Annotated in this window: 19 protein-coding genes; 13 read left to right on the forward strand and 6 right to left on the reverse strand. The window is 56.9% G+C overall.

Annotated features, from left to right (window positions below; genetic code table 11):
- From JUK32_RS12530 to hsdR, 3 genes are all read left to right on the forward strand, one after another.
- Positions 1–315 (forward strand): PIN domain-containing protein (locus JUK32_RS12530; RefSeq protein WP_204139195.1); only part of this gene is annotated, 315 nt, incomplete at its 5' end.
- Positions 316–333: 18 nt separating this feature from the next.
- Positions 334–576, forward strand: coding sequence for a hypothetical protein (locus JUK32_RS12535; protein WP_204139196.1), 243 nt, complete (start codon positions 334–336; stop codon positions 574–576).
- Positions 577–723: 147 nt separating this feature from the next.
- Positions 724–3,150 carry an EcoAI/FtnUII family type I restriction enzme subunit R gene (gene hsdR / locus JUK32_RS12540; protein WP_204139197.1) on the forward strand — a complete coding sequence of 809 codons (2,427 nt, stop codon included), beginning with the start codon at positions 724–726 and terminating at the stop codon, positions 3,148–3,150.
- A 338-nt stretch (positions 3,151–3,488) separates the two neighbouring features.
- Here the strand turns inward: hsdR and JUK32_RS12545 are convergent, their stop codons facing one another.
- Both JUK32_RS12545 and JUK32_RS12550 read right to left on the reverse strand, forming a co-directional pair.
- On the reverse strand, positions 3,489–4,778 hold the full coding sequence (locus JUK32_RS12545; RefSeq protein ID WP_204139198.1) for a glucose-1-phosphate adenylyltransferase: 1,290 nt from the start codon (positions 4,776–4,778) through the stop codon (positions 3,489–3,491).
- Between the two features lie 262 nt (positions 4,779–5,040).
- Positions 5,041–5,616 carry a glyoxalase-like domain protein gene (locus tag JUK32_RS12550; protein WP_204139199.1) on the reverse strand — a complete coding sequence of 192 codons (576 nt, stop codon included), beginning with the start codon at positions 5,614–5,616 and terminating at the stop codon, positions 5,041–5,043.
- A 353-nt stretch (positions 5,617–5,969) separates the two neighbouring features.
- Between JUK32_RS12550 and JUK32_RS12555 the strand changes: the two genes are divergently transcribed.
- The 8 genes from JUK32_RS12555 to groL all read left to right on the forward strand — a co-directional run bounded on the left by JUK32_RS12555 (position 5,970) and on the right by groL (position 14,567).
- A complete protein-coding gene (locus tag JUK32_RS12555) occupies positions 5,970–6,692 on the forward strand; it encodes a sigma-70 family RNA polymerase sigma factor (protein ID WP_204139200.1) in 723 nt (240 codons plus the stop codon).
- On the forward strand, positions 6,676–7,764 hold the full coding sequence (locus JUK32_RS28460) for a lipopolysaccharide assembly protein LapB (RefSeq protein ID WP_204139201.1): 1,089 nt from the start codon (positions 6,676–6,678) through the stop codon (positions 7,762–7,764). The genes JUK32_RS12555 and JUK32_RS28460 overlap by 17 nt, the downstream gene beginning before the upstream one ends.
- 154 nt (positions 7,765–7,918) lie before the next feature.
- A complete protein-coding gene (gene trmD / locus JUK32_RS12565; RefSeq protein ID WP_204139202.1) occupies positions 7,919–8,644 on the forward strand; it encodes a tRNA (guanosine(37)-N1)-methyltransferase TrmD in 726 nt (241 codons plus the stop codon).
- 115 nt (positions 8,645–8,759) lie between these two features.
- Positions 8,760–9,245: a 2-C-methyl-D-erythritol 2,4-cyclodiphosphate synthase gene (gene ispF, locus JUK32_RS12570; protein ID WP_204139203.1), complete on the forward strand. Its 486-nt coding sequence runs from the start codon at positions 8,760–8,762 to the stop codon at positions 9,243–9,245.
- Positions 9,246–9,523: 278 nt separating this feature from the next.
- Positions 9,524–9,928, forward strand: coding sequence for a phospholipid-binding protein (locus tag JUK32_RS12575; RefSeq protein ID WP_204139204.1), 405 nt, complete (start codon positions 9,524–9,526; stop codon positions 9,926–9,928).
- Between the two features lie 182 nt (positions 9,929–10,110).
- On the forward strand, positions 10,111–11,079 hold the full coding sequence (queG, locus tag JUK32_RS12580; protein WP_309224539.1) for a tRNA epoxyqueuosine(34) reductase QueG: 969 nt from the start codon (positions 10,111–10,113) through the stop codon (positions 11,077–11,079).
- A gap of 181 nt (positions 11,080–11,260) precedes the next feature.
- The gene (gene hemL, locus JUK32_RS12585; RefSeq protein WP_204139205.1) at positions 11,261–12,565 is read left to right on the forward strand and encodes a glutamate-1-semialdehyde 2,1-aminomutase; all 1,305 of its coding nucleotides are present in this window, start codon (positions 11,261–11,263) and stop codon (positions 12,563–12,565) included.
- A 316-nt stretch (positions 12,566–12,881) separates the two neighbouring features.
- Positions 12,882–14,567, forward strand: coding sequence for a chaperonin GroEL (gene groL / locus JUK32_RS12590; protein ID WP_204139206.1), 1,686 nt, complete (start codon positions 12,882–12,884; stop codon positions 14,565–14,567).
- 121 nt (positions 14,568–14,688) lie between these two features.
- Here groL and JUK32_RS12595 read toward each other — a convergent pair whose 3' ends face one another.
- Positions 14,689–15,894, reverse strand: coding sequence for a BMP family ABC transporter substrate-binding protein (locus JUK32_RS12595; RefSeq protein ID WP_204139207.1), 1,206 nt, complete (start codon positions 15,892–15,894; stop codon positions 14,689–14,691).
- A 511-nt stretch (positions 15,895–16,405) separates the two neighbouring features.
- Between JUK32_RS12595 and JUK32_RS12600 the strand changes: the two genes are divergently transcribed.
- Together JUK32_RS12600 and dapB are read left to right on the forward strand one after the other, a co-directional pair.
- The gene (locus tag JUK32_RS12600; protein WP_204139208.1) at positions 16,406–17,644 is read left to right on the forward strand and encodes a metallophosphoesterase; all 1,239 of its coding nucleotides are present in this window, start codon (positions 16,406–16,408) and stop codon (positions 17,642–17,644) included.
- Positions 17,645–17,790: 146 nt separating this feature from the next.
- Complete coding sequence (gene dapB, locus JUK32_RS12605; RefSeq protein ID WP_204139209.1) at positions 17,791–18,615, forward strand: 4-hydroxy-tetrahydrodipicolinate reductase; 825 nt, start codon at positions 17,791–17,793, stop codon at positions 18,613–18,615.
- A gap of 65 nt (positions 18,616–18,680) precedes the next feature.
- Here dapB and JUK32_RS12610 read toward each other — a convergent pair whose 3' ends face one another.
- The 3 genes from JUK32_RS12610 to JUK32_RS12620 all read right to left on the reverse strand — a co-directional run.
- Positions 18,681–20,597 carry a primary-amine oxidase gene (locus JUK32_RS12610; RefSeq protein WP_204139210.1) on the reverse strand — a complete coding sequence of 639 codons (1,917 nt, stop codon included), beginning with the start codon at positions 20,595–20,597 and terminating at the stop codon, positions 18,681–18,683.
- A gap of 137 nt (positions 20,598–20,734) precedes the next feature.
- Positions 20,735–22,465, reverse strand: coding sequence for a tetratricopeptide repeat protein (locus JUK32_RS12615; protein ID WP_204139211.1), 1,731 nt, complete (start codon positions 22,463–22,465; stop codon positions 20,735–20,737).
- Positions 22,437–23,659: AAA family ATPase (locus JUK32_RS12620; protein ID WP_204139212.1), on the reverse strand; the 1,223-nt coding region annotated here is incomplete at its 5' end. The genes JUK32_RS12620 and JUK32_RS12615, both read right to left, overlap by 29 nt.

Here is a 23,659-nt window from a genome sequence, read left to right on the forward strand (position 1 = left end):
GGATTCTCCATCTCGATGACCCCATGTTTTCTGGCAGCATCCTACTACAACATGACTTGTGTGTACTTAGTAGCCCTTTTTGGGAGAAGGGGCTGGGGGATGAGGGCAACCCTGCGAGCGAATTTGCAAAAGTGGGATGTACCCCTTGCCATCACCACTGCCCATGCCCTGCGGGCTGGCAGCTTACCCATTAACCACCGCGACCCCTTTGATCGCATGATCATGGCCCAAGCCGAACTCGAAAATCTGCCAGTACTGACGACTGACAAAGCCTTCCATACAGGCTTAATTCAGGTCATCCCTGATTACGAGTAACCCCATCAAAGCGATTCTATGATGACAGCAGTGAATCAACCCGAACCGTATGAAACACCGACTGAGGAAGCGATCGAAGGTATCCGACAGGGATTACATGAGGCCTTAACCGGGCAAGTCCTACCACTCTCTGCCATGTGGGACGGCATCGATCTGATTGAATCTCCTACTGTCCAGGTTGATGTAGGGAATGATGAGATTGAAGATGCGATCGCCCAGAACAAGCAGACCCAGCAAACAGATAATGATTCTGCACTGTAGAGAATGCATGAAGTCTCCACTAATTAATCTTCTGCCCCTGGAGATAATGCCGAGCAATGGGAAGAATGAACTCAGATATGCTCCCACAGAGCCGAATAGCGACGTGCGATCGCTGGCATCTATCCATTCTCCACTGTCCATTGCTCCATGAACGAAGCCGAAACCCGCGCCGAACTCATTGACCCCGCTCTCCGCGCCGCTGGCTGGGGCATCGTCGCGGGTAGCCGCATTCGCCGCGAAGTCATCGCCCCCGGTCGCCTCGTCGGCAATGGCCGCCGCGCCGCAGCTGAATATGCCGATTATGTATTGACGTATCGCGACCACAAACTCGCCGTCATTGAAGCCAAAAAGCGCGACGCCCCCGTTACCGCAGGCGTCGGTCAGGCCAAAAACTACGCCCAAAAGCTGGAAACCCGCTTCGCCTACTCCACCAACGGCATCGGCCTTTACCAAATCGACATGCGTACCGGGGCCGAAGGCACCATCCCCCAGTACCCCACCCCCGACGACCTGTGGGACGCCACCTACAGCGAAAAGAATGCGTGGCGCGATCGCTTCGCCGACATCCCCTTTGAAGACCGCAGCGGCACCTGGGAAGCCCGCTACTACCAGCACAACGCCATTCAGCATGTTCTCGAAGCTGTTGGTGCAGGACGAAACCGCATCCTGCTCACCATGGCCACCGGCACGGGCAAAACCTGTGTCGCCTTCCAAATAGCGTGGAAACTCTTCCACAGCCGCTGGAACCTCAGCCGCGAACCCAGTCGCCGACCGCGCATTCTGTTTTTGTGCGATCGCAACATCTTGGCTTCTCAAGCTTTGCGAGATTTCGCTGCCTTTCCCGACGACGCCCTGGTACGCATTGAACCCAGCGAGATCGCGAAAAAAGGCCGCGTGCCCAAAAACGGCAGCGTCTTCTTCACCATCTTCCAGACCTTCATGGCCGAGAGCAGCACCAGCACCGTTCGGGCTGAGCCTGTCGAAGCCTCAACAGAGGAGAAAGTCCAGCCGCCCTTCGACTGTTCGACAAGCTCACAGCTCAGGGCTAACGGAAATGGAGACCAAAATTTCCTCGACTATCCCCCCGACTTCTTCGACTTCATCATCATCGACGAATGCCACCGGGGCGGCGCTAAAGACGAAAGCACCTGGCGCGCCATTCTGGAATACTTCGCGCCAGCAGTGCAGCTCGGCCTCACCGCCACCCCCAAACGCGAAAACAACGCCGATACCTACGCCTACTTTGGCGAGCCCGTCTACACCTACGCCCTCAAAGACGGCATCAACGACGGCTTTCTCACCCCCTTCAAAGTGCGGCAGATCGAAACCACCCTCGACGAATACCTCTACAGTCCCGACGATGACGTGGTGGCTGGGGAAGTGGAGGGCGATCGCACCTACACCGAATCCGACTTCAACCGCATCATCGAAATTGAGGCCCGCGAACGCTACCGGGTGCAGCTCGTGATGGAGATGATCAACCAGAGCGAAAAGACCCTGGTATTTTGCGCCACCCAGGCCCACGCCCTAGCCGTCCGTAACTTGATCAACCAGTTCAAAATCAGTACCGACCCCGACTACTGCGTTCGCGTCACCGCTGACGACGGCAGCCTCGGCGAACAGCACCTCCGCACCTTTCAAGACAACGAGAAAACTATCCCCACCATCCTCACCACCTCCCAAAAGCTCTCCACCGGCGTCGATGCCCGCAACGTCCGCAACATCGTGCTGCTGCGGGTGATCGGCACCATCATTGAGTTCAAGCAAATCGTCGGACGCGGCACCCGCCCCTTTGACGGCAAAGACTACTTCACCATCTACGACTTCGTAAAAGCCTACGAGCACTTCAACGACCCCGAATGGGACGGCGAACCCCAGGAGCCCGTGCCGGTCAATCCCCGTGGTCCTCGTGAAGCCCCAGGTGAATACACGGCCGATCCCGACACCGCTGGCTCCGACGACGAGCCCACCCCGCGCCGGCCCCAAAAAATCGTCATCAAGCTCGCCGACGGCAAAGAGCGTACCCTTCAGAACACCCTCCAAACCAGTTTCTGGAGTCCCGAAGGTAAACCCATCGCCGCTGCCGAGTTTGTCGAAAAGCTCTTTGGCGACATCCCCGACCTGTTCCAAGACGAAGCCGAACTGCGCCAGCTCTGGAGCCAACCCCACACCCGCAAGGCCCTCCTGGAAGGACTGGCCGAACGCGGCTATGGCGACGAGCAACTCACCGAAATTAGCCGCCTGATCGACGCCGAAAACAGCGACCTTTACGATGTGCTCGCCTACATTGCCTACACGACCGAGCCGATCAGTAGACGCGATCGCGTCTCCACCCGCAAGGGCCGCATCTTCGCCCAGTACGCCAGCCCCCAGCAAGAGTTCCTCACCTTCGTGCTCGATCAATACATCACCGTTGGCGTCAGCGAACTCGGCGAGGAGAAGATGCGGCAATTACTGGAACTGAAATACCACGGCATCCGGGAGGCGACCGCAGCATTAGGCAACGCGGGATCAATCCGCGAAGTCTTCCTGGGCTTTCAGCAATACCTGTACTCCCAGGAAGAGACCGCATAGCCGAAGTGGAAATTCGACGCTGTTGCGCCTTGGCGCAGCCTCACCGGAGGTGAATCGCCCCCACGCAACACGAACTCCGTTGAGATTTTCGGTCTAGGACTCAACGGCATAAGTCGCGATACCGATCCGCCCCCCCTTCGGGAAGAGCAAAGCTCTACATCCCCCAGCCCCGTTAATCGACCCCCATGGATGGGGGCATTCTATGAACGCCATCGCTGGATGATCTCCCGATCGAAAGATCCAGCCTCCGTCGGGCTGCAAATAATAACGTGACTTAAGAAGGGATTAGTAATTTGCGATCGTGCCGATGGCAATCGCACCTCTGCAACACAGCAAACTTAAATAACCATGCCGTCCGGGATCACAGCATTTTTGAGAATGACGACGATGCCGCTGCGGATGTAGAAGCCTAGATCCTCGCGCTCCGCTTCTTCAATGCCTTCTTTATTCACGATCTGGACATTGCGACCAATGCGGGCATTTTTATCAATAATCGCCTTGCGCACAGTGGAGCCTTCGCCAATGCCCATGGGAATCTTGCCCCGAGTCAAATGTTGACTGCTTTCCGACATGGGCTCGTAATAGTCGGCCCCCATCAGCAACGCATCCTCAATAACGCAGTCTTGATGCACCCGCTGGCGCAAACCAATGACGGAATGGCTCACCCGACATTTTTTGAGAATACAGCCGTCACCAATAATCGACTGCGTCACGTGGGCGTCGAGTAGCTTACTGGGGGGAAGGTAGCGCGATCTCGTATAGATGGGGGCGTCTTCGTGATAGAAGCTAAACGCGGGTTGGGGCTGCTGGGTCAGCGCCAAGTTAGATTCGTAGAACGCTTCAATCGTCCCAATATCTTCCCAGTAGCCATCAAACAAATAGGCCTGAACATTGTAGTCTTGAGCGGAATTGGGAATAATTTCCTTCCCAAAATCCGTTTGGTCAAGATTTTTACGCAGTAGATCGATTAACACCTGTTTCTTAAAGACGTAAATGCCCATAGAAGCGATGTAGGGCTTTTCCTTCGCTTGCTCAGGGGTCAGACCCAAGGTTGAAGTATCGACCTGCATCTGCTTGAGGGCATCGCCTTTGGGCTTCTCATAAAAATCTACAACGCGGCCCGTGGCATCAATTTTCATCAAGCCAAAGCTAGTCGCAGCTTTCTCGGTCACAGGCACGACAGACAGAGTGACATCAGCGTTGGTACTACGATGACGCTCCACAAAGAGGGAGTAATCCATCCGGTAAAGATGATCCCCAGACAAGATCAGAAACTCATCAACATCCCAAGCCTCAAGCATCCAAAGATACTTACGCACGGCATCAGCGGTACCTTGGAACCAACTTGGGCTTTCCGGAGTTTGCTGGGCCGCCAGCACTTCCACAAACCCTTCAGAAAATTGAGAAAATTGATACGTTCGCGACAGATGGCGATTCAATGAGGCAGAGTTGAACTGAGTTAAAACGTAAATCTTATGAATTTCAGAGTTGATGCAATTACTGACTGGGATATCAATTAGACGATATTTACCGGCTAGCGAGACCGCTGGCTTAGCTCGAAATTTAGTCAGTGGATAGAGGCGAGTACCGGCACCCCCACCAAGGATGATTGATAAAACTCTTTTCACCAGGAACCTCTAATTGCGCTCAACTGACCGTGGATTAACACCTTTCAGTGTGAGGTGGGAAGTCCCTATTTGCAAGGGGGGATCGGTACTTTTTTGCGGCTTTGTGTTTTGGAACACGAGATCCAGGAAAGCCTTGATTCGGAAACAGATGCTGCTCGTGCCGCTAACAGCCTGAGCCGGGGATCTCGCTAACAATCCCGGCCTAGAGCTGCCAGTCATGCCGGCGGTTGCCTCGATTTGAGTCACCCGACGATTAGGAGGATTAATTGGCGACTTCAGCCATTTCGATGACTTCACCCTGGTAGTCTTTTACCAAAAAGTTCAACGGGGCATCCCGACGAATCTTGTGGCGAACGCCACGGGTTTGCACTCGCATGAGAATTTGCTCAAGACAATCGTGGTCAAAGCACACATGGCGCTGGCGATCGCGGTGGCCGCGGCTAGCGCCGCTAATGACGTGTAGCTGGGTATTTTTCTTGAGCTGATACCATAGCCCGTCGGGCTGATTGTAGGGTTGCGCCGCCGTCGTAACGCCCGACGTTAGCATCGGATCAATGGCTCCGGCTCCCAAGGTTTGCTCATAGTTGTAGTAGTAGTGCAGTGGCACATCTGCCGTTTGTAGCTGCAACATGCCCTCATAAAATCTTCGGGCCATTTCAAGATCCGACACCATAATGGTGTAGACCTTGGGAGCACTGCTCAGAAACATCCACATGGCTCCGGCGTAGCCCACCAACAGCAGCACCATGATGCCCTGCGTCGATAAAATATCGACGGGTAGCCCCAAACCCAGAGGTAATGCGAACCAACTTTGCCAAACCACGTTGAAAGTACTCATTAAAATATTTAGTCACTAATATAGCGAGGTCTTTGGCTCCGGTACATCCCTAGTCTTCCTTGGAGGGCTGCAGGTTTCACCGGAGTTTTTTCGACTTTGCCAGAACTTCATTGAGTTTATCAAGTCATTTAGGCTGCTCTGTTGAGACTGACTTGGGGCCGTTGAGTCAGTTTAGCCAACCCTCTTAAATAGGTATTTCGCGGCAGTGGGTCTGACGGCGATCAAAGTCGGCAATAGACAACGATCGCCGTCTGCCTGAGGTCTATTTTCTTAAAAAAGGGGTATCAGTCGAAAAAACCTCGTTATAGTAAGAGCAATTTGTTGACGGCCCTGTTTTCGGTGACTCACAAATCGTGCAAATTCCCAGCTTCCCTGAATGTAATCACGCCATCATCCAACAACTTGGGCATCTGAGCGATCGCGAGTTGCTACAACGGTTTAAGGCCGAACCAGAGGCGGGTCGTTATTTTACGGCGATTTTTTGTCGCTACAGTCCGGTGGTTTTTAGTTTGATTACGCATTCAGCCCGATCGCCCGTGCAAGCTGAGTATTTGTTTGCGCTGACGTGGCGACATATTTTAAACGAGCTGAGCGGTCTGGATTTGGATGCCGCCGAAGCGACTGTAGCTGGCGAAACCGGGCAAGGGCGATCGCTCTCGTTGCAAAGCTGGCTGATTAACGTGACGGCGCTGTGCATCAATCAAGCTGCCCTGCCTGAAGTGGAAGAGATCCACTATTCGCTGAATCAAGCTTCGCCACCGCTATGGTGCTACGTGGAACGGTCTTTAGATCGGCTCGATCCGCTGGAACGGCTCATCTTAGTGATGGCGCAAACCTTTCGCTGGAGTGATACGCGCATTGCGGCCTATTTGCAAGCTGAGGGCGAACGCATGATGCCCACCGAAGTTTCTGTGCGTCTGAAGCAAGCCGGGCAAAATTTGGAAGCAGCTCTGCCCGAAGATATTCGCACTATTTATTTAGGGGCGTTGCCCGCCGAGGCTTCGGATTCATTGCTGCCCGACATGGTGGCGTCCGTCCCCATGCCAGAAAAACCGATTAGTGAGTCTCGTTCCTGAGGTGGAGGTGATGATGGCCGCTTTGGCGTCTCGTGTGCTTGGTGTCAGTCTTTTGTTGGTTGGAGGGGTGATCGCAGAAACCGCGACCACCCGGCCCGCCCTGGCGCAATCATTGCCGATTGAGCAACAACTCAACATGCGCCGTCATGAGGCTGAGCGTCATCAAGCTCGCCAAACCGCCGAACAGTTGATCGAGTTAGCTGATCGTGAACTGGCTAGAGGGCGCGTAGACGAAGCGATCGTGGCCTGGCAGGCAGCGCTCGACATTTACAGCACCCTCGGCGACCAAGCAGCAATGCAGCGATTGATGGAATTGCTCACTAAAACGCTGCTGATCGAAAACCGCTTTGCCGATGCGGAAAGGGTGATTCAACAGCAACTCACCTTGGCACGAGCTGAAGATAACCGCGTCATGCAGATGAATGCGCTCAACAATTTGGGCATGGTGTATTTGCAGAACGGCCAACTGGAGCGGGGCACCGCTGCCATGATCGCCGCCTTAGAGATTGCCGAGACCCTGCCCGACCCTGCCGCCCGCGGGCTGACCTACAGCAACTTGGCGCTGGCCGCCCGCCTCGGTGGTGACCTTGAGCGCGCCCGCGACTACTATTGGCTAGCGATTCTCTATCGGGAACAAAGCGGCGATCGCATTGGGCTCGCCAACTCTCACAACAGCCTCGGGGCCATCTATCGAGAACTGAATAACGAGACGCTGGCATTATCGACTTATTTGACCGCCCGCGAAACCGCCCTCGCCGAAAACCACATCCCCACCTTGCTGATTGCCCTTGACGGTCTCGTTGGCATCTATGCCGACCGCGAAGACATCGAGACTCTGCAAACTTATATGGCAGAACGGACAGGGATCACACCTGAGCTAGCACCGCCAGAGCAGCAGCTGGGGATGTATATCGGTCTTGGTCGCTATTACGCCTTGCGCAAAGATTATCCTCGGGCACAGGCCGCCTATGACGAGGCGCTGGCGATCGCCGAAGCGATCGGCGCAGCCACCAAGCGCACCTTTGTACTGAATCAATTACAAGACTTGGCTTTGCTCAACCCAGCAGAATAAGGCGCTGTCCCCAGTCGCCGATCAACGGCTTTAGCCGTTGACTAGCCGTTCACGCCTGGTTAACCAAAACCAAAAAGTTTGCGGTACAGTGAGCATCGCGCCTCGGTCGTCCATCTGTGGGCGGGAGCGGCCAATTTCCCCACGCAGTTGTGTTATGAACTCGGAGTCTCCGCTCAGGTTTGATGTCGTCACCCTGTTTCCCGACTTTTTTGCGTCGCCGTTGCAGTCGGGGCTACTGGGCAAGGCCATTGACCGGGGCATCGCCAGCGTCAACCTGGTGAATCCCCGCGATTTTACTACTGACAAGCATCACAAAGTCGACGACGAGCCCTATGGTGGCGGCGTCGGCATGTTGATGAAGCCAGAGCCCATTTTCGCCGCCGTCGAGTCACTGCCGGTGCAGCCTCGGCGGGAGGTCATTTTGCTGACTCCCCAGGGTGAAACGATGACTCAGCCCTTGTTTCGGCAACTCAATACAGAACTAGATCAAATTGTGTTGATCTGCGGTCATTACGAAGGGGTCGATGAGCGGGTGTTGCATTTGGTCGATCGCGAGGTTTCCCTCGGCGATTTCGTCCTCACCTGTGGCGAAATCCCGGCTTTGACGCTGATTAACGGGGTCGTGCGGTTGCGCCCAGGAACGGTGGGCAAGGCCGATTCGCTCAAGTTCGAAAGCTTTGAAGCCGACCTACTGGATTATCCCCAATACACCCGTCCAGCCGAGTTTCGGGGGTGGGCCGTGCCAGATGTGTTGCGGTCGGGCAATCACGCCGCGATCGCGGCCTGGCGACACCGCCAGCAAATTGATCGCACTCGCCAGCGGCGTCCTGATCTATACGCCACCTGGCAAGCTCAGCAGCCATCGGCAGAGTCCCGGTAAATTAACTCATCCAGATTTTCTTCTAGGACACTATCCACAACTCATTGCGCCAACATCTAGTCAAATGTGCTGAGCAATACCTAGGCATCCCTTGCAAATTTGCTACCATCAACTCATGAAAATACGGATCGGCAACGGCTACGACATCCATCGTTTAGTAGAAGGGCGGCCCTTAATCTTGGGGGGAGTCAAGATTCCCCACGCCATGGGACTGCTCGGCCACAGCGATGCCGATGTGTTGACCCACGCCATCACTGATGCGTTGTTAGGCGCATTGAGCTTGGGCGATATCGGTACCTACTTTCCCCCCAGTGACCCCCAATGGGCGGGTGCCGATAGTCTGAAATTGCTCGATCAGGTTTATCAAATGGTGCGCGATCGCGGTTGGGCGATCGTCAACATTGACAGTGTCGTGATTGCTGAACGCCCCAAATTAAAGCCCCATATCGCTGACATGCGCCGCACCTTAGCTGAGGCGTTGAGTTTAGCCCCTGACCAAGTGGGGGTGAAAGCCACCACGAATGAAAAACTCGGCCCCACCGGACGGGAAGAGGGCATCGCGGCCCATGCCGTCGTGCTAATTTCCGAGATCGCCGCCTAAGTGGTCGCTCGGCTGTGGTCGGTCGCACCCTTACCGCTGGGCGCTGCCGATAAAAGTCGCGGCTAACAGCAGTTTCGATGATCACCCCTGTTGGTGGTGTGGGTTACATTTATATATGTAAAGTTTTGGTTAACTTATTCCAGTTTTTTGTAAAGGGATGACCCGAGAGTCTGGCGGCAAAAGTGTATCCTAGATACCAAGTATTCAGGATATTTACGCAGGTTCTCTCGCGGGTTAGGCAGGATTAAGTCGTATTGGCGATCGCCGGGGAGCAGGGAATGGGTATCTATCAACAAACACAAGGTGCTTGTGCCGAGGCACTTGAGCAGGCGAGTCCTTTACCATTTGCATGGGCGCAGGCTTTTCCTAGCTGGTTTCAAACACCTCCCCCTGAGCGGGTTGGTTTACAGGGCGAGTATGATTACCACGGCTTGCAAAAGCGCGTCGAGGCTTTGTTTGAGCAACATTTTGTGTCGTCAGAACTGGAGCGCTTGACGGTCAGCCAGCGAGGTCGAGTCGTCATCCTACAGGGTGTTGTGCGCGATCGCGCCATGCTGAAGCGGCTTGTGAGCTTGGCCAAACAAGTCGAGGGCACCTATCGAGTCGAGACTAATTGGGTGACCGACGCAGCAGAGCAAAGCCTCATGCTGGCAAATCTAGTGCCAAGCGGTTACTCACTTTAGAGATGGCTCGGTTCTCACGATAGTCGTCCCCAACCCGAGGGGAAGGCAATCTTTCGTTAGCCGTCATGCCGTCACGATCATCTTGAGCAATCTGGCGGTGCAGCGTTAGCCAGCTCCCATGGGCGACCATTCCTCACGCGAGTCGCTATTCTTAGGGCAAGGCTTTACGGTGATGCTTGGCGGTGGGTGAGCACAAATTAGAGTTACCAAATATTGATCCCGATGTGATCCGTCAACAAGCGCGTCAAGTTGGCTTTCATCACGTCGGCATTGCCCAGGTTGATCACAGTCAAACTGCCGCGATCGCCGCTAACACCGCCCTGCAAAGTTGGCTGCACCAGGGCTATCAGGCCGATATGGCTTGGATGAACAATCCCAAGCGCCAAGACATTCAACAAGTGATGCCAGGGGCGCGATCGCTCATCTGCGTCGCGCTGAACTACTACACGCCACAGCCGCACTCCGACGATCCCCAGTCCGGCAAAATCTCGCGCTATGGCTGGGGGCGTGACTATCACCGCGTGATGCAAAAGAAGTTGAAGACTTTATCGGAATGGCTGCGATCGCACCACCCCGACATTCAAACCCGCTTTTATGTGGACACCGGGCCGGTTTCCGACAAATTTTGGGCGCAGCAGGCGGGGATCGGCTGGCTCGCCAAAAACGGCAACGTCATCACCCGCGACTATGGCTCCTGGGTCTTCTTGGGCGAAATTCTCACCAACTTGGAGTTGCCTGCTGACCCGCCCCATACCGAACACTGCGGTACCTGCACCCGCTGTTTAGACGCCTGCCCCACGGGGGCGATCGCCGCCCCATTTGTCGTCGATGCTAATCGCTGCATCGCTTACCACACCATCGAAAATCGCGATCCCACCCTGCCGCCGGAAATTGCGCAAAACCTACACGGTTGGGTGGCCGGTTGCGATATTTGCCAAGACGTTTGTCCCTGGAATCAACGGTTTGCCCAACCCACTGACATGGAAGACTTTCAGCCTTACCCTGACAACGTCGCGCCGAACCTCGCCGAACTGGCGAACCTCAGTGAAGCCGACTGGAATCGTCGCTTTCCGGCCTCGGCCCTGCGGCGCATTAAACCCGCGATGTGGCGACGCAATGCGCGGGCGGCCCAGCAAAGCCAACCGTCTTAACGCGATCTCGGCGGTGGGCTGATCACCAACGGGCACCGAGTCCTTAATACTTCTTGACATGGCGGAAATCCAGGCAACGCGATCGATAGGATAATAAACAGCAACTTTATTAGAACAGGTCATACAGCGGGCGATCGCCCCGCTCACACGACTTTAGCCAGGTACTTAAGAGGAAAACACTTTGGTCAGTACAGCCCCACTCAAAACCAGCAAATCAGCAGAAATTTTTAGCGCTGCTCAACACCTCATGCCCGGTGGCGTCAGTTCTCCGGTTCGCGCCTTCAAATCGGTCGGTGGTCAGCCCATCGTCTTCGATCGCGTCAAAGGTGCCTACATCTGGGATGTCGATAACAACCAATACATCGACTACGTCGGCACCTGGGGACCCGCCATCTGCGGTCACGCCCATCCCGAAGTGCTGCAAGCCCTGTCTGCCGCCCTCGAAAAAGGCACCAGCTTTGGCGCTCCCTGCTATCTCGAAAACGTACTGGCAGAGATGGTAATCAACGCCGTTCCCAGCATTGAGATGGTGCGCTTTGTGAACTCCGGCACCGAAGCCTGCATGGCCGTCCTGCGGCTCATGCGAGCTTTCACCGGCCGCGACAAAATCATCAAGTTTGAAGGCAATTACCACGGCCACGCCGACATGTTTTTGGTGAAAGCTGGATCGGGCGTCGCCACTCTGGGATTACCGGACTCCCCTGGCGTGCCCAAAGCCGCCACCCAGAGCACCCTCACCGCCCCTTACAACGATCTGGAAGCCGTCAAAAAGCTGTTTGAAGACAATCCCGGCGAAATCTCCGGCGTCATTCTGGAACCTGTGGTGGGGAACTCCGGCTTCGTCACCCCTGATGCGGGCTTCCTCGAAGGGCTGCGCGAACTTACCCGGGAACACGACGCCCTGCTCGTGTTTGACGAAGTCATGACGGGTTTCCGGATTGCCTACGGCGGCGCTCAGGAAAAATTTGGCGTCACCCCTGACCTGACGACCCTGGGCAAAATCATCGGTGGTGGCTTACCCGTTGGGGCCTATGGTGGCCGCCGCGACATCATGGAAATGATTGCCCCCGCTGGCCCGGTTTACCAGGCGGGCACCCTGTCGGGTAATCCGCTCGCCATGACCGCTGGCATCAAGACCCTCGAAATCTTGCAGCGCCCCGGCACCTACGAGCAGCTCGAAACCATGACCCATAAGCTCATTACTGGCCTGCTTGCAGCCGCCCATGAAACCGGCCACGCCGCCACCGGCGGCAACATCAGCGCCATGTTCGGCATGTTCTTCACGGATAAGGATGTCCACAGCTTTGACGACGCCAAAGGTGCTGACACCGAGAAGTTCAGCCGCTTCCATCGCGGCATGTTAGAGGCAGGCGTTTATCTGGCTCCATCTCAGTACGAAGCAGGCTTTATGTCCCTGGCTCATACTGACGAGGATATTGAGAAGACGATCGCCGCTGCCCGCCAAGTGCTCAGTAACCTGAAGTAGCGATCGCCAGCAGCCCGATCAAATCCCGGCAATGGATCGGTGAGGGGGTAAGTGGGTGCGGAAGTGAGATCGCTAAATCCCAAAGCGACATTGAGTCGAGGGGCATGTCCCCACCTCACCTCACTCCCCCCCTTACCTCACCCACTTCACCGACTCCATCCACCACGCCCGACCCTCACACTCATTCACCCCCCCACTCCCCCAATGGTCGGTTATTGCGACTTATAGAGATGTCGACCACGGGCTATTCTATGCTGGTTAGCACTCGACACAATTGAGTGCTAATGTTTCATTTGCAGAGAGAATAGAGTGGGACATGGCGAAATTAGTCATATTTGATGAAGCGTCGCGGCAAGCCCTGGAAAAAGGAGTGAACGCCCTGGCCGATGCGGTCAAGATCACCCTAGGGCCAAAGGGTCGCAACGTAGTACTGGAAAAGAAATTTGGCGCACCGCAGATCGTGAATGACGGCATCACGATCGCCAAAGAAATTGATCTGGAAAATCCTTACGAAAATACCGGCGCTCGCCTGATTCAGGAAGTCGCCTCTAAAACCAAGGATTTGGCGGGTGACGGCACCACCACGGCAACAGTGTTGGCCCAGGCCATTATCCGCGAAGGATTGAAGAACGTTGCCGCTGGCAGCAATCCGGTCAGCCTGCGTCGCGGTATCGACAAAGCCGTTGCTGAAGTGGTCGCCGGTATTGAGAAGGCAGCTCAGCCCGTGACTGGCAACGCCATTTCACAGGTGGCGGCGGTGTCTGCGGGCAGTGATGAAGAAGTCGGTGAAATGATTTCTGCCGCCATGGAAAAGGTGACGAAAGATGGCGTCATCACCGTTGAAGAGTCCAAATCCCTCTTCACGGAATTGGAAGTGGTCGAAGGGATGCAGTTCGATCGCGGCTACATGTCCCCCTACTTTGTGACCGACCAAGAGCGGATGGTCACTGAATTAGAAGGGGCGCGCATTCTCATCACCGACAAAAAAATCAGCTCCATTCAGGATCTGGTTGGCGTGCTAGAACGCATCGCCCAGGCGGGAGCGCCGCTGCTGATCATTGCGGAAGACATTGAAGGCGAGGCGCTGGCCACGTTGGTGGTCAATAAAGCTCGCGGCGTGCTGAACGTGGCTGCCGTCAAAGCGCCGAGCTTTGGCGATCGCCGTAAGGCCATGCTGCAAGATATCGCCGTACTCACGGGTGGGCAAGTCATCTCTGAGGACATCGGTCTAAGTCTGGAAGGGGCCACGCTGGAGATGTTGGGGGTTGCCCGCAAAGTCAGCATTACCAAAGACACCACGACTCTGGTTTCGGATGCTGGCAACGAGGCCGATGTGCAGGCGCGGGTCGCCCAAATCCGTCAGGAATTGGAGCGCACCGACTCTGATTACGACAAAGAAAAGCTCTCTGAGCGGCTGGCTAAGCTGGCTGGGGGCGTTGCCGTCATCAAAGTGGGCGCAGCAACTGAGACCGAACTAAAAGACCGCAAGCTGCGCATCGAAGATGCTCTCAGTGCTACTAAGGCCGCTGTGGACGAAGGCATCGTGCCGGGTGGCGGCGCTACCCTGTTGCACTTGGCGGGTCAGCTGGAAACCCTGAAGGCTTCCCTCACGGTGCCAGAGGAAAAAATCGGCGTTGACATCGTGATCAAAGCGCTGGAATCGCCCCTGCGTCAAATTGTGGATAACTCGGGTGGCGAAGGTTCCGTCATTGTTGAGAAAGTCCGCGAACTCGACTTCAACATGGGCTACAACGCCCTGACTGGTGAGTTCGAAGACCTGATCGCGAGCGGTATCATCGACCCCGCCAAGGTGGTGCGTTCTGCCCTACAAGACGCGGCGTCGATTGCGGGCATGGTGTTGACCACTGAAGTCCTGGTGGTTGAGAAGCCTGAACCCCCCGCCCCCGCTGGTGGTGACCCTGGCATGGGCGGCATGGGTGGTATGGGCGGCATGGGCGGCATGGGTGGTATGGGTGGTATGGGCGGCATGGGCATGATGTAGTCCCGCCCAAGCACTTAAGCGCCCCATTCATCTGAAATAGAAAGCGCCGGGAGCGATCGCTCCCGGCGCTTTTATGGTTGTAAATAGTCAGCGTTTAGCGCACTGTGAAGGCGGCGACACCTTAGCCGTCAATGCTGCCCTCGACCCCTTCGATCAGGTAATCCATCTTCTCCAGTTCGATGTTGTCCTGCTTGTACTCTTGATCGCTAGTCAGAATAACGCTGCCATTATTGTCTTTCAATTCGCCCTTGTAAATGACCAGTTCTCCAGAGATGAGCTGCTCCCGAGCAGCATCGCCAGCGGCGCTGGCCTCCTCCGTGACCGCCGGACCATAGGGCGAAAGCTTACAAAACTTGCCCGCCAGGCCGCCCCGCAGAATGTGGGGAATATCGCCTGCCATCAGGGTATCCCCAGCCTTGAACTGCTCACCCAGCTGGGTGTAGATGCTTGACCAGTCCCACTCGGCTCCGGTGAGGTAGCCTTCGGGCGCTAGCGGGCCTTGGTTGGCATGGTACCCACTGGAATAGATGCCTCGTCGTTCGGCAGTTTCCATCACGACTTTGGGACTATCAACATGGCAAGTCACCACGTCGATGCCCTGATCCGCCATGCTGTTGGTCGCTTCGGCTTCCTTGACAGGTTCCGCCCAGTCGCCGGTAAAGATCACCTGGGTGGTGATGGCTGGGTTGACGGACTTGGCCCCGAGGGTAAAGGCGTTAATGTTGCGCAGCACTTGGGGAATGGGCTTGGCCGCGACAAACCCGAGTTTGCCAGACTGGCTCATGTGGCCGGCGACGACCCCCGCGACATATTGCGCTTCGTCAATGTAACCGAAGTAGCTGCCCACATTGTCGGGGTGAACGCCGTCTTGATACAAGCCACCCGCATGGAAGAACTGCACTTCAGGAAACTCTTCGGCCAGTTCCAAAATGTAGGGATCAAAGTAGCCAAAGGACGTCGGGAACAACACCTTCGCGCCATCGATTTCGATCATGCTGCGCATGGTTTCGGCCACGGCAGACGTTTCGGGCACGCTGGCTTCTTCGACCAGGGTGATACCGGGCACATTAGCCAACATCGCGGCGGCCCCTTCAGCATGGGCTTGGTTGTAGCCAAAGTCATCTTTGGGGCCAACGTAGATGAACCCGACGACTAAATCTTCGCCGCCCGCGTCACCAGCGGCCGCATCGTCAGTGGCGGCATCTCCCTCAGCAGGAGGGGGGCTACAGGCCGTGCCGAACTTAGTGACCATGCCAAAAGCGGTGGTCGCCATCAAGCCGCGCACCATTTGGCGACGAGAGATTCGGGAAAATCGGCGTTGAGTCATGGAGTGTTCTCCTCACAAGGAATGGGGGATTGAGTGTGGCCGTCTGAGTCAGCGAATTAAGCTAAGGCGGTGTGGATATGGTAGGCGGTGAGGACGGCGATCGCCGCTACGGAGCCTGCACGGCACCACAGTCTCGATCTAGTTCAAATTAAGGATTGATAAAAGACTGCGATAGTTTTGTATCCTGGACTGCTTTTCCGAGATTTCCCGCCAATATCCTCGTCGCTTTTTCCAGATTTGCCCTAAAACATCGGCCGCACCCAGGGGACGGTTCCCTCGCGCTGATCCTGAGTAAAGTTTGGTGATTCGCCAGGGAACCGTCCCCTAGCTGTTCCGCGATCGCCCCTCGTCCTCCAGGGGCACACCCGCAATCAAAGCACCAACGCTTACCCAGTCACCCACTTACCCAACTACCCATCCACTACTCTCAACCGGAATGTCATGTGCTCGCCAGTCCCTAAATCTGGGGTAGAGTATGGGCCGTAGAGCTGTTCATAAGCGATGAGGGGCAATGAATTGGAAACGGTTAGGGCTCTTGATTATCCTGGGACTGCTGAGCGGCATTGTGTTCGCCTATGCCCACGCCGCGATGCAAGGTCCTGCGCCGACAGTGACCACCGGGACGCCGACAGAAACTGCCGCAACCGAGGTGGTTGATTCAGCGGCTGACGCCGACCAGATCACGGCACCCGCCGAACTCCCTGCCGCCACTCAGACACTCCTCGCTAGCCTCGACCAAGCGCCGTTTCAGCCAGAGCGGGGCGACCTGCGCATCGTCGCCATTAGCGATCTAAACGGAGCCTACGGCTCTACCGATTACGACCCCGATGTGGATAAAGCGATCGCGCTCCTCCCCTTCTGGCAACCGGATTTAGTGGTGGCGGGAGGCGACATGGTGGCGGGGCAATCCCCCTCACTGACGACCGCGCAAATTCAGGCGATGTGGGCCGCCTTTGATGACCACGTTCGCGCCCCGTTGGATGTCGCTGGCATTCCCTTTGGCTTCACCATTGGCAACCACGACGCCTCCGGAGCCCGGGGGGCAAACGGCCAGTTTAGCTTTCAGCAAGAGCGCGATTTAGCCACTGCCTACTGGCAAACGCCGGAACATGATCCCGGCGTGGAATTTATCGATCGCACCGACTATCCCTTTTTCTACACCTTTCGTCAGGGCGACGCCTTCTTGATGGCTTGGGATGGATCGACCCACCAGATTCCCGCTGACAAGCTGGCTTGGGTCGAGCAGAGCCTCGCTAGCGAAGCCGCCCAGAGCGCTCGCCTACGGATTTTGGTCAGCCATTTGCCCCTCTATGCCGTGGCTGAGGGGCGCAACACCCCCGGTGAAGTGATGGCCAACGCTGACCAGTTGCGGGCCATGCTGGAAAAATACGACGTGCATACCTACATCAGCGGCCATCACCACGCCTACTACCCCGGCCATCGGGGCAATTTGCAGCTCCTCCACATGGGGATTATCGGCTCCGGGCCGCGCGCCCTCATCGACAGCGACTTGCCCAAGTGGAAAGCCGTCACCGTGCTCGATGTGGACTATGACGCGGCAGCGGGCGAACTGATTCGCTACACCACCTACGACATTCAGACCTTAGAGCGGATTGAATACGGCCAACTGCCCCGCTATTTGACCGGACACAACGGCATGGTGCTGCGCCGCGACGTGGCCATGGCCGACCTCAGTGCCGCCGAAAAAAGCGCTTGTGAAGCGAAGCTCGGAACAGCCCTGTGTCGCTAACCCCCCACCCATCCCCCAACTACCCCCCACCCATCCCCCAACTACCCCTCACCCTGCCACCCCCTCACCCTGCCACCCTGCCACCCCCTCACCCTGTCCCCCAAATTGCTCTAAACTCATCCTGTTGACCGTTTAGAAGCAGATTCATGGCAGCACAATCAACCATTCCCGTCGTCGTCAACGGTGCCTGCGGCAAGATGGGGCGCGAAGTGATCAAGGCGATCGCCGCCGCCGAAGATATGACCCTGGTGGCCGCCATTGACAAAAATCCCGCCGTCATCGGCGAAGACATTGGTGAAATCGCCGGGTGTGGCCCGGTGGAAATTCCCGTGACGCCAGATCTCGAAGCGGCGCTGGTGCAGGCCCAGAGTGAAGGGCTGGCGGTCATGATCGACTTCACCCACCCCGACACCATTTACAACTCAGTGCGGGCCGCGATCGCGTACGGGGTGCGTCCCGTCGTCGGCACCACGGGCCTATCGGCGAAGCAAATCAAAGAGCTGGCCGAGTTTGCCGAAAAAGCCAGCATCGGCTGTTTAATCATCCCCAACTTTTCGATCGGGGTGGTGTTGATGCAGCAGGCGGCGCAGCAGGCGGCGCAGTATTTTGAGCATGTCGAAATTATCGAACTGCACCACAACCAAAAAGCCGACGCCCCCAGCGGCACCGCCATCCAGACGGCGCAAATGTTGTCCGCGCCCGACAAAGCCTTTAATCCCGCCCAGGTGGCAGAATCGGAAAAAATGACCGGCGCACGCGGCAGCCGCACTGACGATGGCATTCGCATCCACAGTGTGCGGTTGCCGGGGCTGATTGCCCACCAGGAAGTGCTCTTTGGCGCACCGGGGCAGCTCTACACGCTGCGGCATGATACCAGCGATCGCGCCTGCTATATGCCGGGGGTGCTCCTCGCGGTGCGGCGCGTCATGCCCCTCAAGTCCCTCATTTACGGCCTCGACAAGATTCTGTAGGGTGCGTAGCGCAAGCAGCGCGGCTTTGCCTACGCGAAGCAACGCACCCTAATGTTCAGCGAACGCTAATGACACGCCTGTTTAGGCGGCGAAGGCGGCACATCCAGCGCCGGGTTTTGGTCAAAAAAGCCCAGGGGCTTCAGGGTGAAACCGCTATAGGCCACGGGCATCACGGGCCAGTCTTCGGGGCGGGGAATGTGGTGGTGACCAAACACGTACCACACCACCACGTCGGTGTTGTCGACGGGGCGATCGCCCTGCGTCCACTTCGGCAACCCCTCACCGCCGGGATGCTGGTTGGGATACGGCCCAGCGGGAAAGTTTTCGTCAGGATGATAGGGCGTCACCCAGAGGTGTCGGGTGATAAAACCCGCCCGCTTGACGATGGGCGCTTCGGGATGGGCAAAGGGCAGCACGTTTTCGCCGGGGATGAGCTTGAACCCCACGGGCTGGCCCAGGCGGTTTTGCACATGGGGGTTCACCACCTTCCAGTAGCGCCCCACTAGCGGATCGATCAGTCGCTGCGCCGCCTGTTCGGTCTCCAGCAGGGTCGAGACGCCATACCAGCCGTTGCCGTAGGGATTTTCCGGCCCCAGGGGCACGGCTTCGCTGTTCACTTCGTAGACGCTATTTTCAGTGCCATCCACATCTAAGTCCAGGCGCATGGCAAAGAAGTGCTGGTGGTTGAGGGCGTTGACTTCGGGAGCCACCAGGGTGCCGTAGCGGGGTTCGTCCGCCAGGGCCGCCGCCAGCAAAATGCCCGTCAATTTGATCTCGTACTGAATGGTGCCGTCTTGATAGAAGTACCAGTAAAAGCCGTATTCGTAGTTGTCCACCGTGGCGACAAAGGACAGCACCAGCCGCCGCGATCGCCGCACATCCACATGATCCCGTCGCCAGTCGGTGTGCTTCCACAGAATGCCGAAGTCCTCTTCGTGGAGGCAGACGGCGTTTTCGGTGATGGCGACCTGGCCCCGGCTGTCGGTGAGCACCGCGTCGAAGTAGCGGATTTCGCCAAAGCAGTCGCAGCCGTTGGTGAGGGAGTTGGCGAGCATGCCGACCCCGTGCTCCCCCAGGTCAAAGGCGTTTTTGCGGAAGTGTTGAGGGCGCGGGTCGCCGTAGGGCACCACCATTTCCGCCATCGAGGCGCGATAGAGAATGGGGCGCAAGCGGCCTGCGTCTTCGTAGCCGACCTGATGCAGCACCAGCCCTTCGCGGGGGGTGAAGCCGATGCGGATCTGCCAGCGCTGCCAGCGAATCAGGTGGCCCTCGACGGTAAAGCTGGGGCCGTCGGGCTGGGTGATGCTGAGGGGCTTCAGATCTTGGCGAAACTCGTCTTTGTAAAACTCCCGCGCATATTCCCCCGCTTCCGGCGGCACGGGCACTGCCCCCACATCTTCAATGCGGACGACGGTCATGGTGTTTAGATCCACCACGGGCACCAGGCCATCAATGGGGCGGGAATAGAAGTTGCTGTCGGGGGTCGATCGCACGTAGCACAGACAGCGGGAGAGCCGCTGGCCCACCTCGTCGGCCAAGCCAAAATGCCCGATCGCCCAGGGATCGACCACCACTGTGGCGGGGTCTAGCCCCCGGCGCTGGCAGGCCGCGAGAAAATCGGGATGGGCGTGGACGGCGGCCTCGCATTCCTCTAGCTCGTCGGCCATGATGTTGGGCTGCACGTCGGGTAGGTGCTGCCAGCGGGTGATGGTGTGGTCGGTGAGGGAGGCCGTGGCTTCGTACACTTGCCCGGTCTGGTTATCCAGCAGCACGAGAAAGGCCTCGCGGGGCACGGCGTCCCCTGGTTGATACGCCTGCACGACGGCTTTGGGCGGCTCTTGCAGGGTCACCACCGGAAACCGCCAGCGCTGTGCGGGCAGCAGTCCCTGGGCTTGCTGTTCGGCCCGCACGAGGGCGACAGCGGTGTGAATTTCAGCGGCGGTCAAGGGTTCTAGGGGATGGACGGAGGAAGGGGAAGGCATAGAGGGAAAACCTGAAATGTTGCCAAGACCGCGATCGTGCCAGATAATCGGCCCCCGTGGCGGATCGTTTGATTACATTTGACCCACCAGACCTCCGGCTTCTTGAAGAAGCCGGAGGTCTCGGGTTGTCGCACGACTTATGCCAGCTCGGTGGGGGGCGACAACTGCGCTAACCGCGACTGGTACAGGGCTGCATCGGGGGAACCCACCCGCTGGGCGATCGCCAACGCCTCTTGCAGATACGTCTTGGCAGTGGCGATGTCGCCCTGCCGTTCGGCGATGAATGCCAGCGAACTCAGCGTGGGGGGCAGACCGGGCAAGTGTCCAATCTGGCGCTTAATTCTGACCGACTCCTCAAATAGCTGTATCGCCTCATCAATCTCGCCCTGGTTGGCTTTGAGGATGCCCAGGCAATGCAGGGTGGCGGCTTGGCCCTGCACGTTGCCGATTTGTTCTTCGATGTCGAGGGACTGCTGGTAGAGGGCGATCGCGTCCTCAATCTCCCCCTGGTTGGCTTTGAGGATGCCCAATTGATGCAGGGTGGCGGCTTGGGTCTGCACATTGCCGATTTTTTCTGTGATGTCGAGGGACTGCTGGTAGAGGGCGATCGCGTCCTCAATCTCGCCCTGGTCGGCTTTGAGGTTGCCGAGTTGATGCAGGGTGGCGGCTTGGCCCTGCACGTTGCCGATTTGTTCTTGGATATCGAGGGACTGCTGGTAGAGGGCGATCGCCGCCTCAGTCTCGCCCTGGTCGGCTTTGAGGTTGCCGAGTTCATGCAGGGTGGCGGCTTGGCCCTGCGCATCGCCGATTTTTTCTGTGATATCGAGGGACTGCTGGTAGAGGGCGATCGCGGCGTCAATATCTCCCTGTTTGGCTTTGAGGATGCCCAGTTGATGCAGGGTGGCGGCTTTGTTGCCATCGTCGCCAAGTGTTTCTTTAATCTCGATAGACTTTTTATAGAGGGTTTCGGCTTCCTGAACCCGACCCGTATTGTTACAAATCCAGCCGAGTTCGTGCAGCAGCAGCCCCTGCTGACGTTGCAGGGTTTCAACGCCAGCGGCTACTTCAAGGGCCCGTCGCAGGTGGTACTCCGCTTGTGCTACCTCGCCCTGCCCCCGATAGGCAATCCCCAATTCCATTAATACTCGACACCAATTCGCCAACTCCTCACGACTCGGATCGCTAGAAGGGCGATACTCCATCGCCAGTCGCTCTAGCTGGTCGATGCGTTCTTGCCAGTCAGCAAGCTGCAAGCTGCCACGGATGCGGTCAGAGAAGAGGGTGTTGTCTGCCGCCTGCTGCTGGGTCGAGGAGCGAGTCTGGAAGCGAAATAGACCCGATTTCCAGCTCCAAAAGTCGGGGGCAAACTTGATCATGCGGTTGATCGCGTAGTCCGGCAGGCAAAACAGCACCGGATAGGGCACCTGATCAGTGTAGGCATCCCGCACAAAGTTCAGGTCCACCAGCATGGGCGGATACTCCCCTGACATGCCAATCGAATATTCCAGACCTTTAATCCACAAAATTGGCTTTTGATCCGGCTTCAGGGGCACCGCTGCCAGTTGTTCCAGCAACACATCCTTCAAAAATCGCAGATGGGGATCGCTGAATTCTAGCTCAATAAATTGAGTGCCTTCGCAGTTGGGATGGGTTTTTAACTGCTGGATCAAAATCTCCAGATCCACCAAAAAGTTAATCTCCACAAACCCAATGGTGAATCCTTCCGCAAAGTCAATGAAGGTCGCCAGCTTGGCAATGGCTTCAGCATTAAGGCTGACGAACTCTTCTACCGGGTCGAGCGCGGTCGGCGTCAACTCGTCAGGGGGGGCCAATGCTGGCTCAGATTCCGAGGGCGGCTTGGAAGGCATTGATCTGCTTGACTAAAGGATTGACATACACCCACTGGTTACCCGTGAAGTATTCCAGCACCGTGATGTTAAACAGCATTGATTGCAGCATAGCCTGCTTTTCCGGCTCACGGGGCGATGCTTGGGTGCGGCAAATTTCTGCCAGCACCGGGTAATGGGCCGCTGGGATAAACCGCTCAAAGTTGCTGCGTTCTTCATTCGCAGCGTACTCCACATCCGCCGCCATAATCTTGTCGTGACCTCTCGTTTTCGCCGTCAGGCAGGCAATGCGAGCGAGCTGCATCAGTTGCCGGACATGGCCGCCGCTCAGTTCTACCAGCTTACGCACCAAGTCCGGTGAGTCAAACACCTGATCAACATCAATGCGCTGTTCGATCATCTGTGCCATCTCGGCTACCTGGTCAGGGTCGTAAGTCAGGTGGGGATGATCGCGCTCCAGCCGATACACATTCACCATCGGCATGAGCTTGAGATTGCCAAAGCGGTTGCTGTAGTTCTGCCCCGAATAAATCACCGAAATGGGCACCGTGTAGATCACCGTGCAGTGGAGCTCTCGCAATTGGTCGGCATATTTGATAAACAGATGCTCGCCGACTTGGGGCGGCACCCGATCCAGGTTGTCGAGAATGATTAAAAAGCCTTTGCAATTGGGGCGTTTTTCTCGCAGCTTGGCGTAGGCATCTTGCAGCAGGTGGTTGGTGTTTTCTTGCAAGCGCGAGAAGCCCTGCTGCAAGTCTTCGCGAATGGTCTTCTTGTAAGCTTCCGAGCCGCGAATCTGCGACAGCAGCTTCACCATCAGGGTAAACACAAAGGGAAACGGCTGCCCCGCTGACGCTTCGCCGCTGAGGCTGACGGATTTTTCCAGCGTTTCCTGGGTTTCCCCCGTGATTTCCTTAAACCAGTTCTCAAACTCTTGCACCAGTTGCGGGTCGAGCTTCAGCCCCCACGACTGCACCGCCTCGGTCACATACTTAATGATGACCAGATACAGGTCTTTGTAGTCGGTGTCGTTGATGTCGAGTTCATCCGTCGCCTTGATGTAGATGACCTCGTACTCCAACTCCCACCGCCGCTGAATGCGCTTGAGTTCGGTGCTTTTGCCGCAGCCCCGATGTCCCGTAAAGAGAATGGCGGCCGGTTCCCCCGGTTCCAAAAAGTCGATTTCGGCGCTGACGCTGTCGATCGCTTCCCGAC

The sequence above is a fragment of the Halomicronema sp. CCY15110 genome (assembly GCF_016888165.1).
GTDB lineage: Bacteria > Cyanobacteriota > Cyanobacteriia > Phormidesmidales > Phormidesmidaceae > Halomicronema.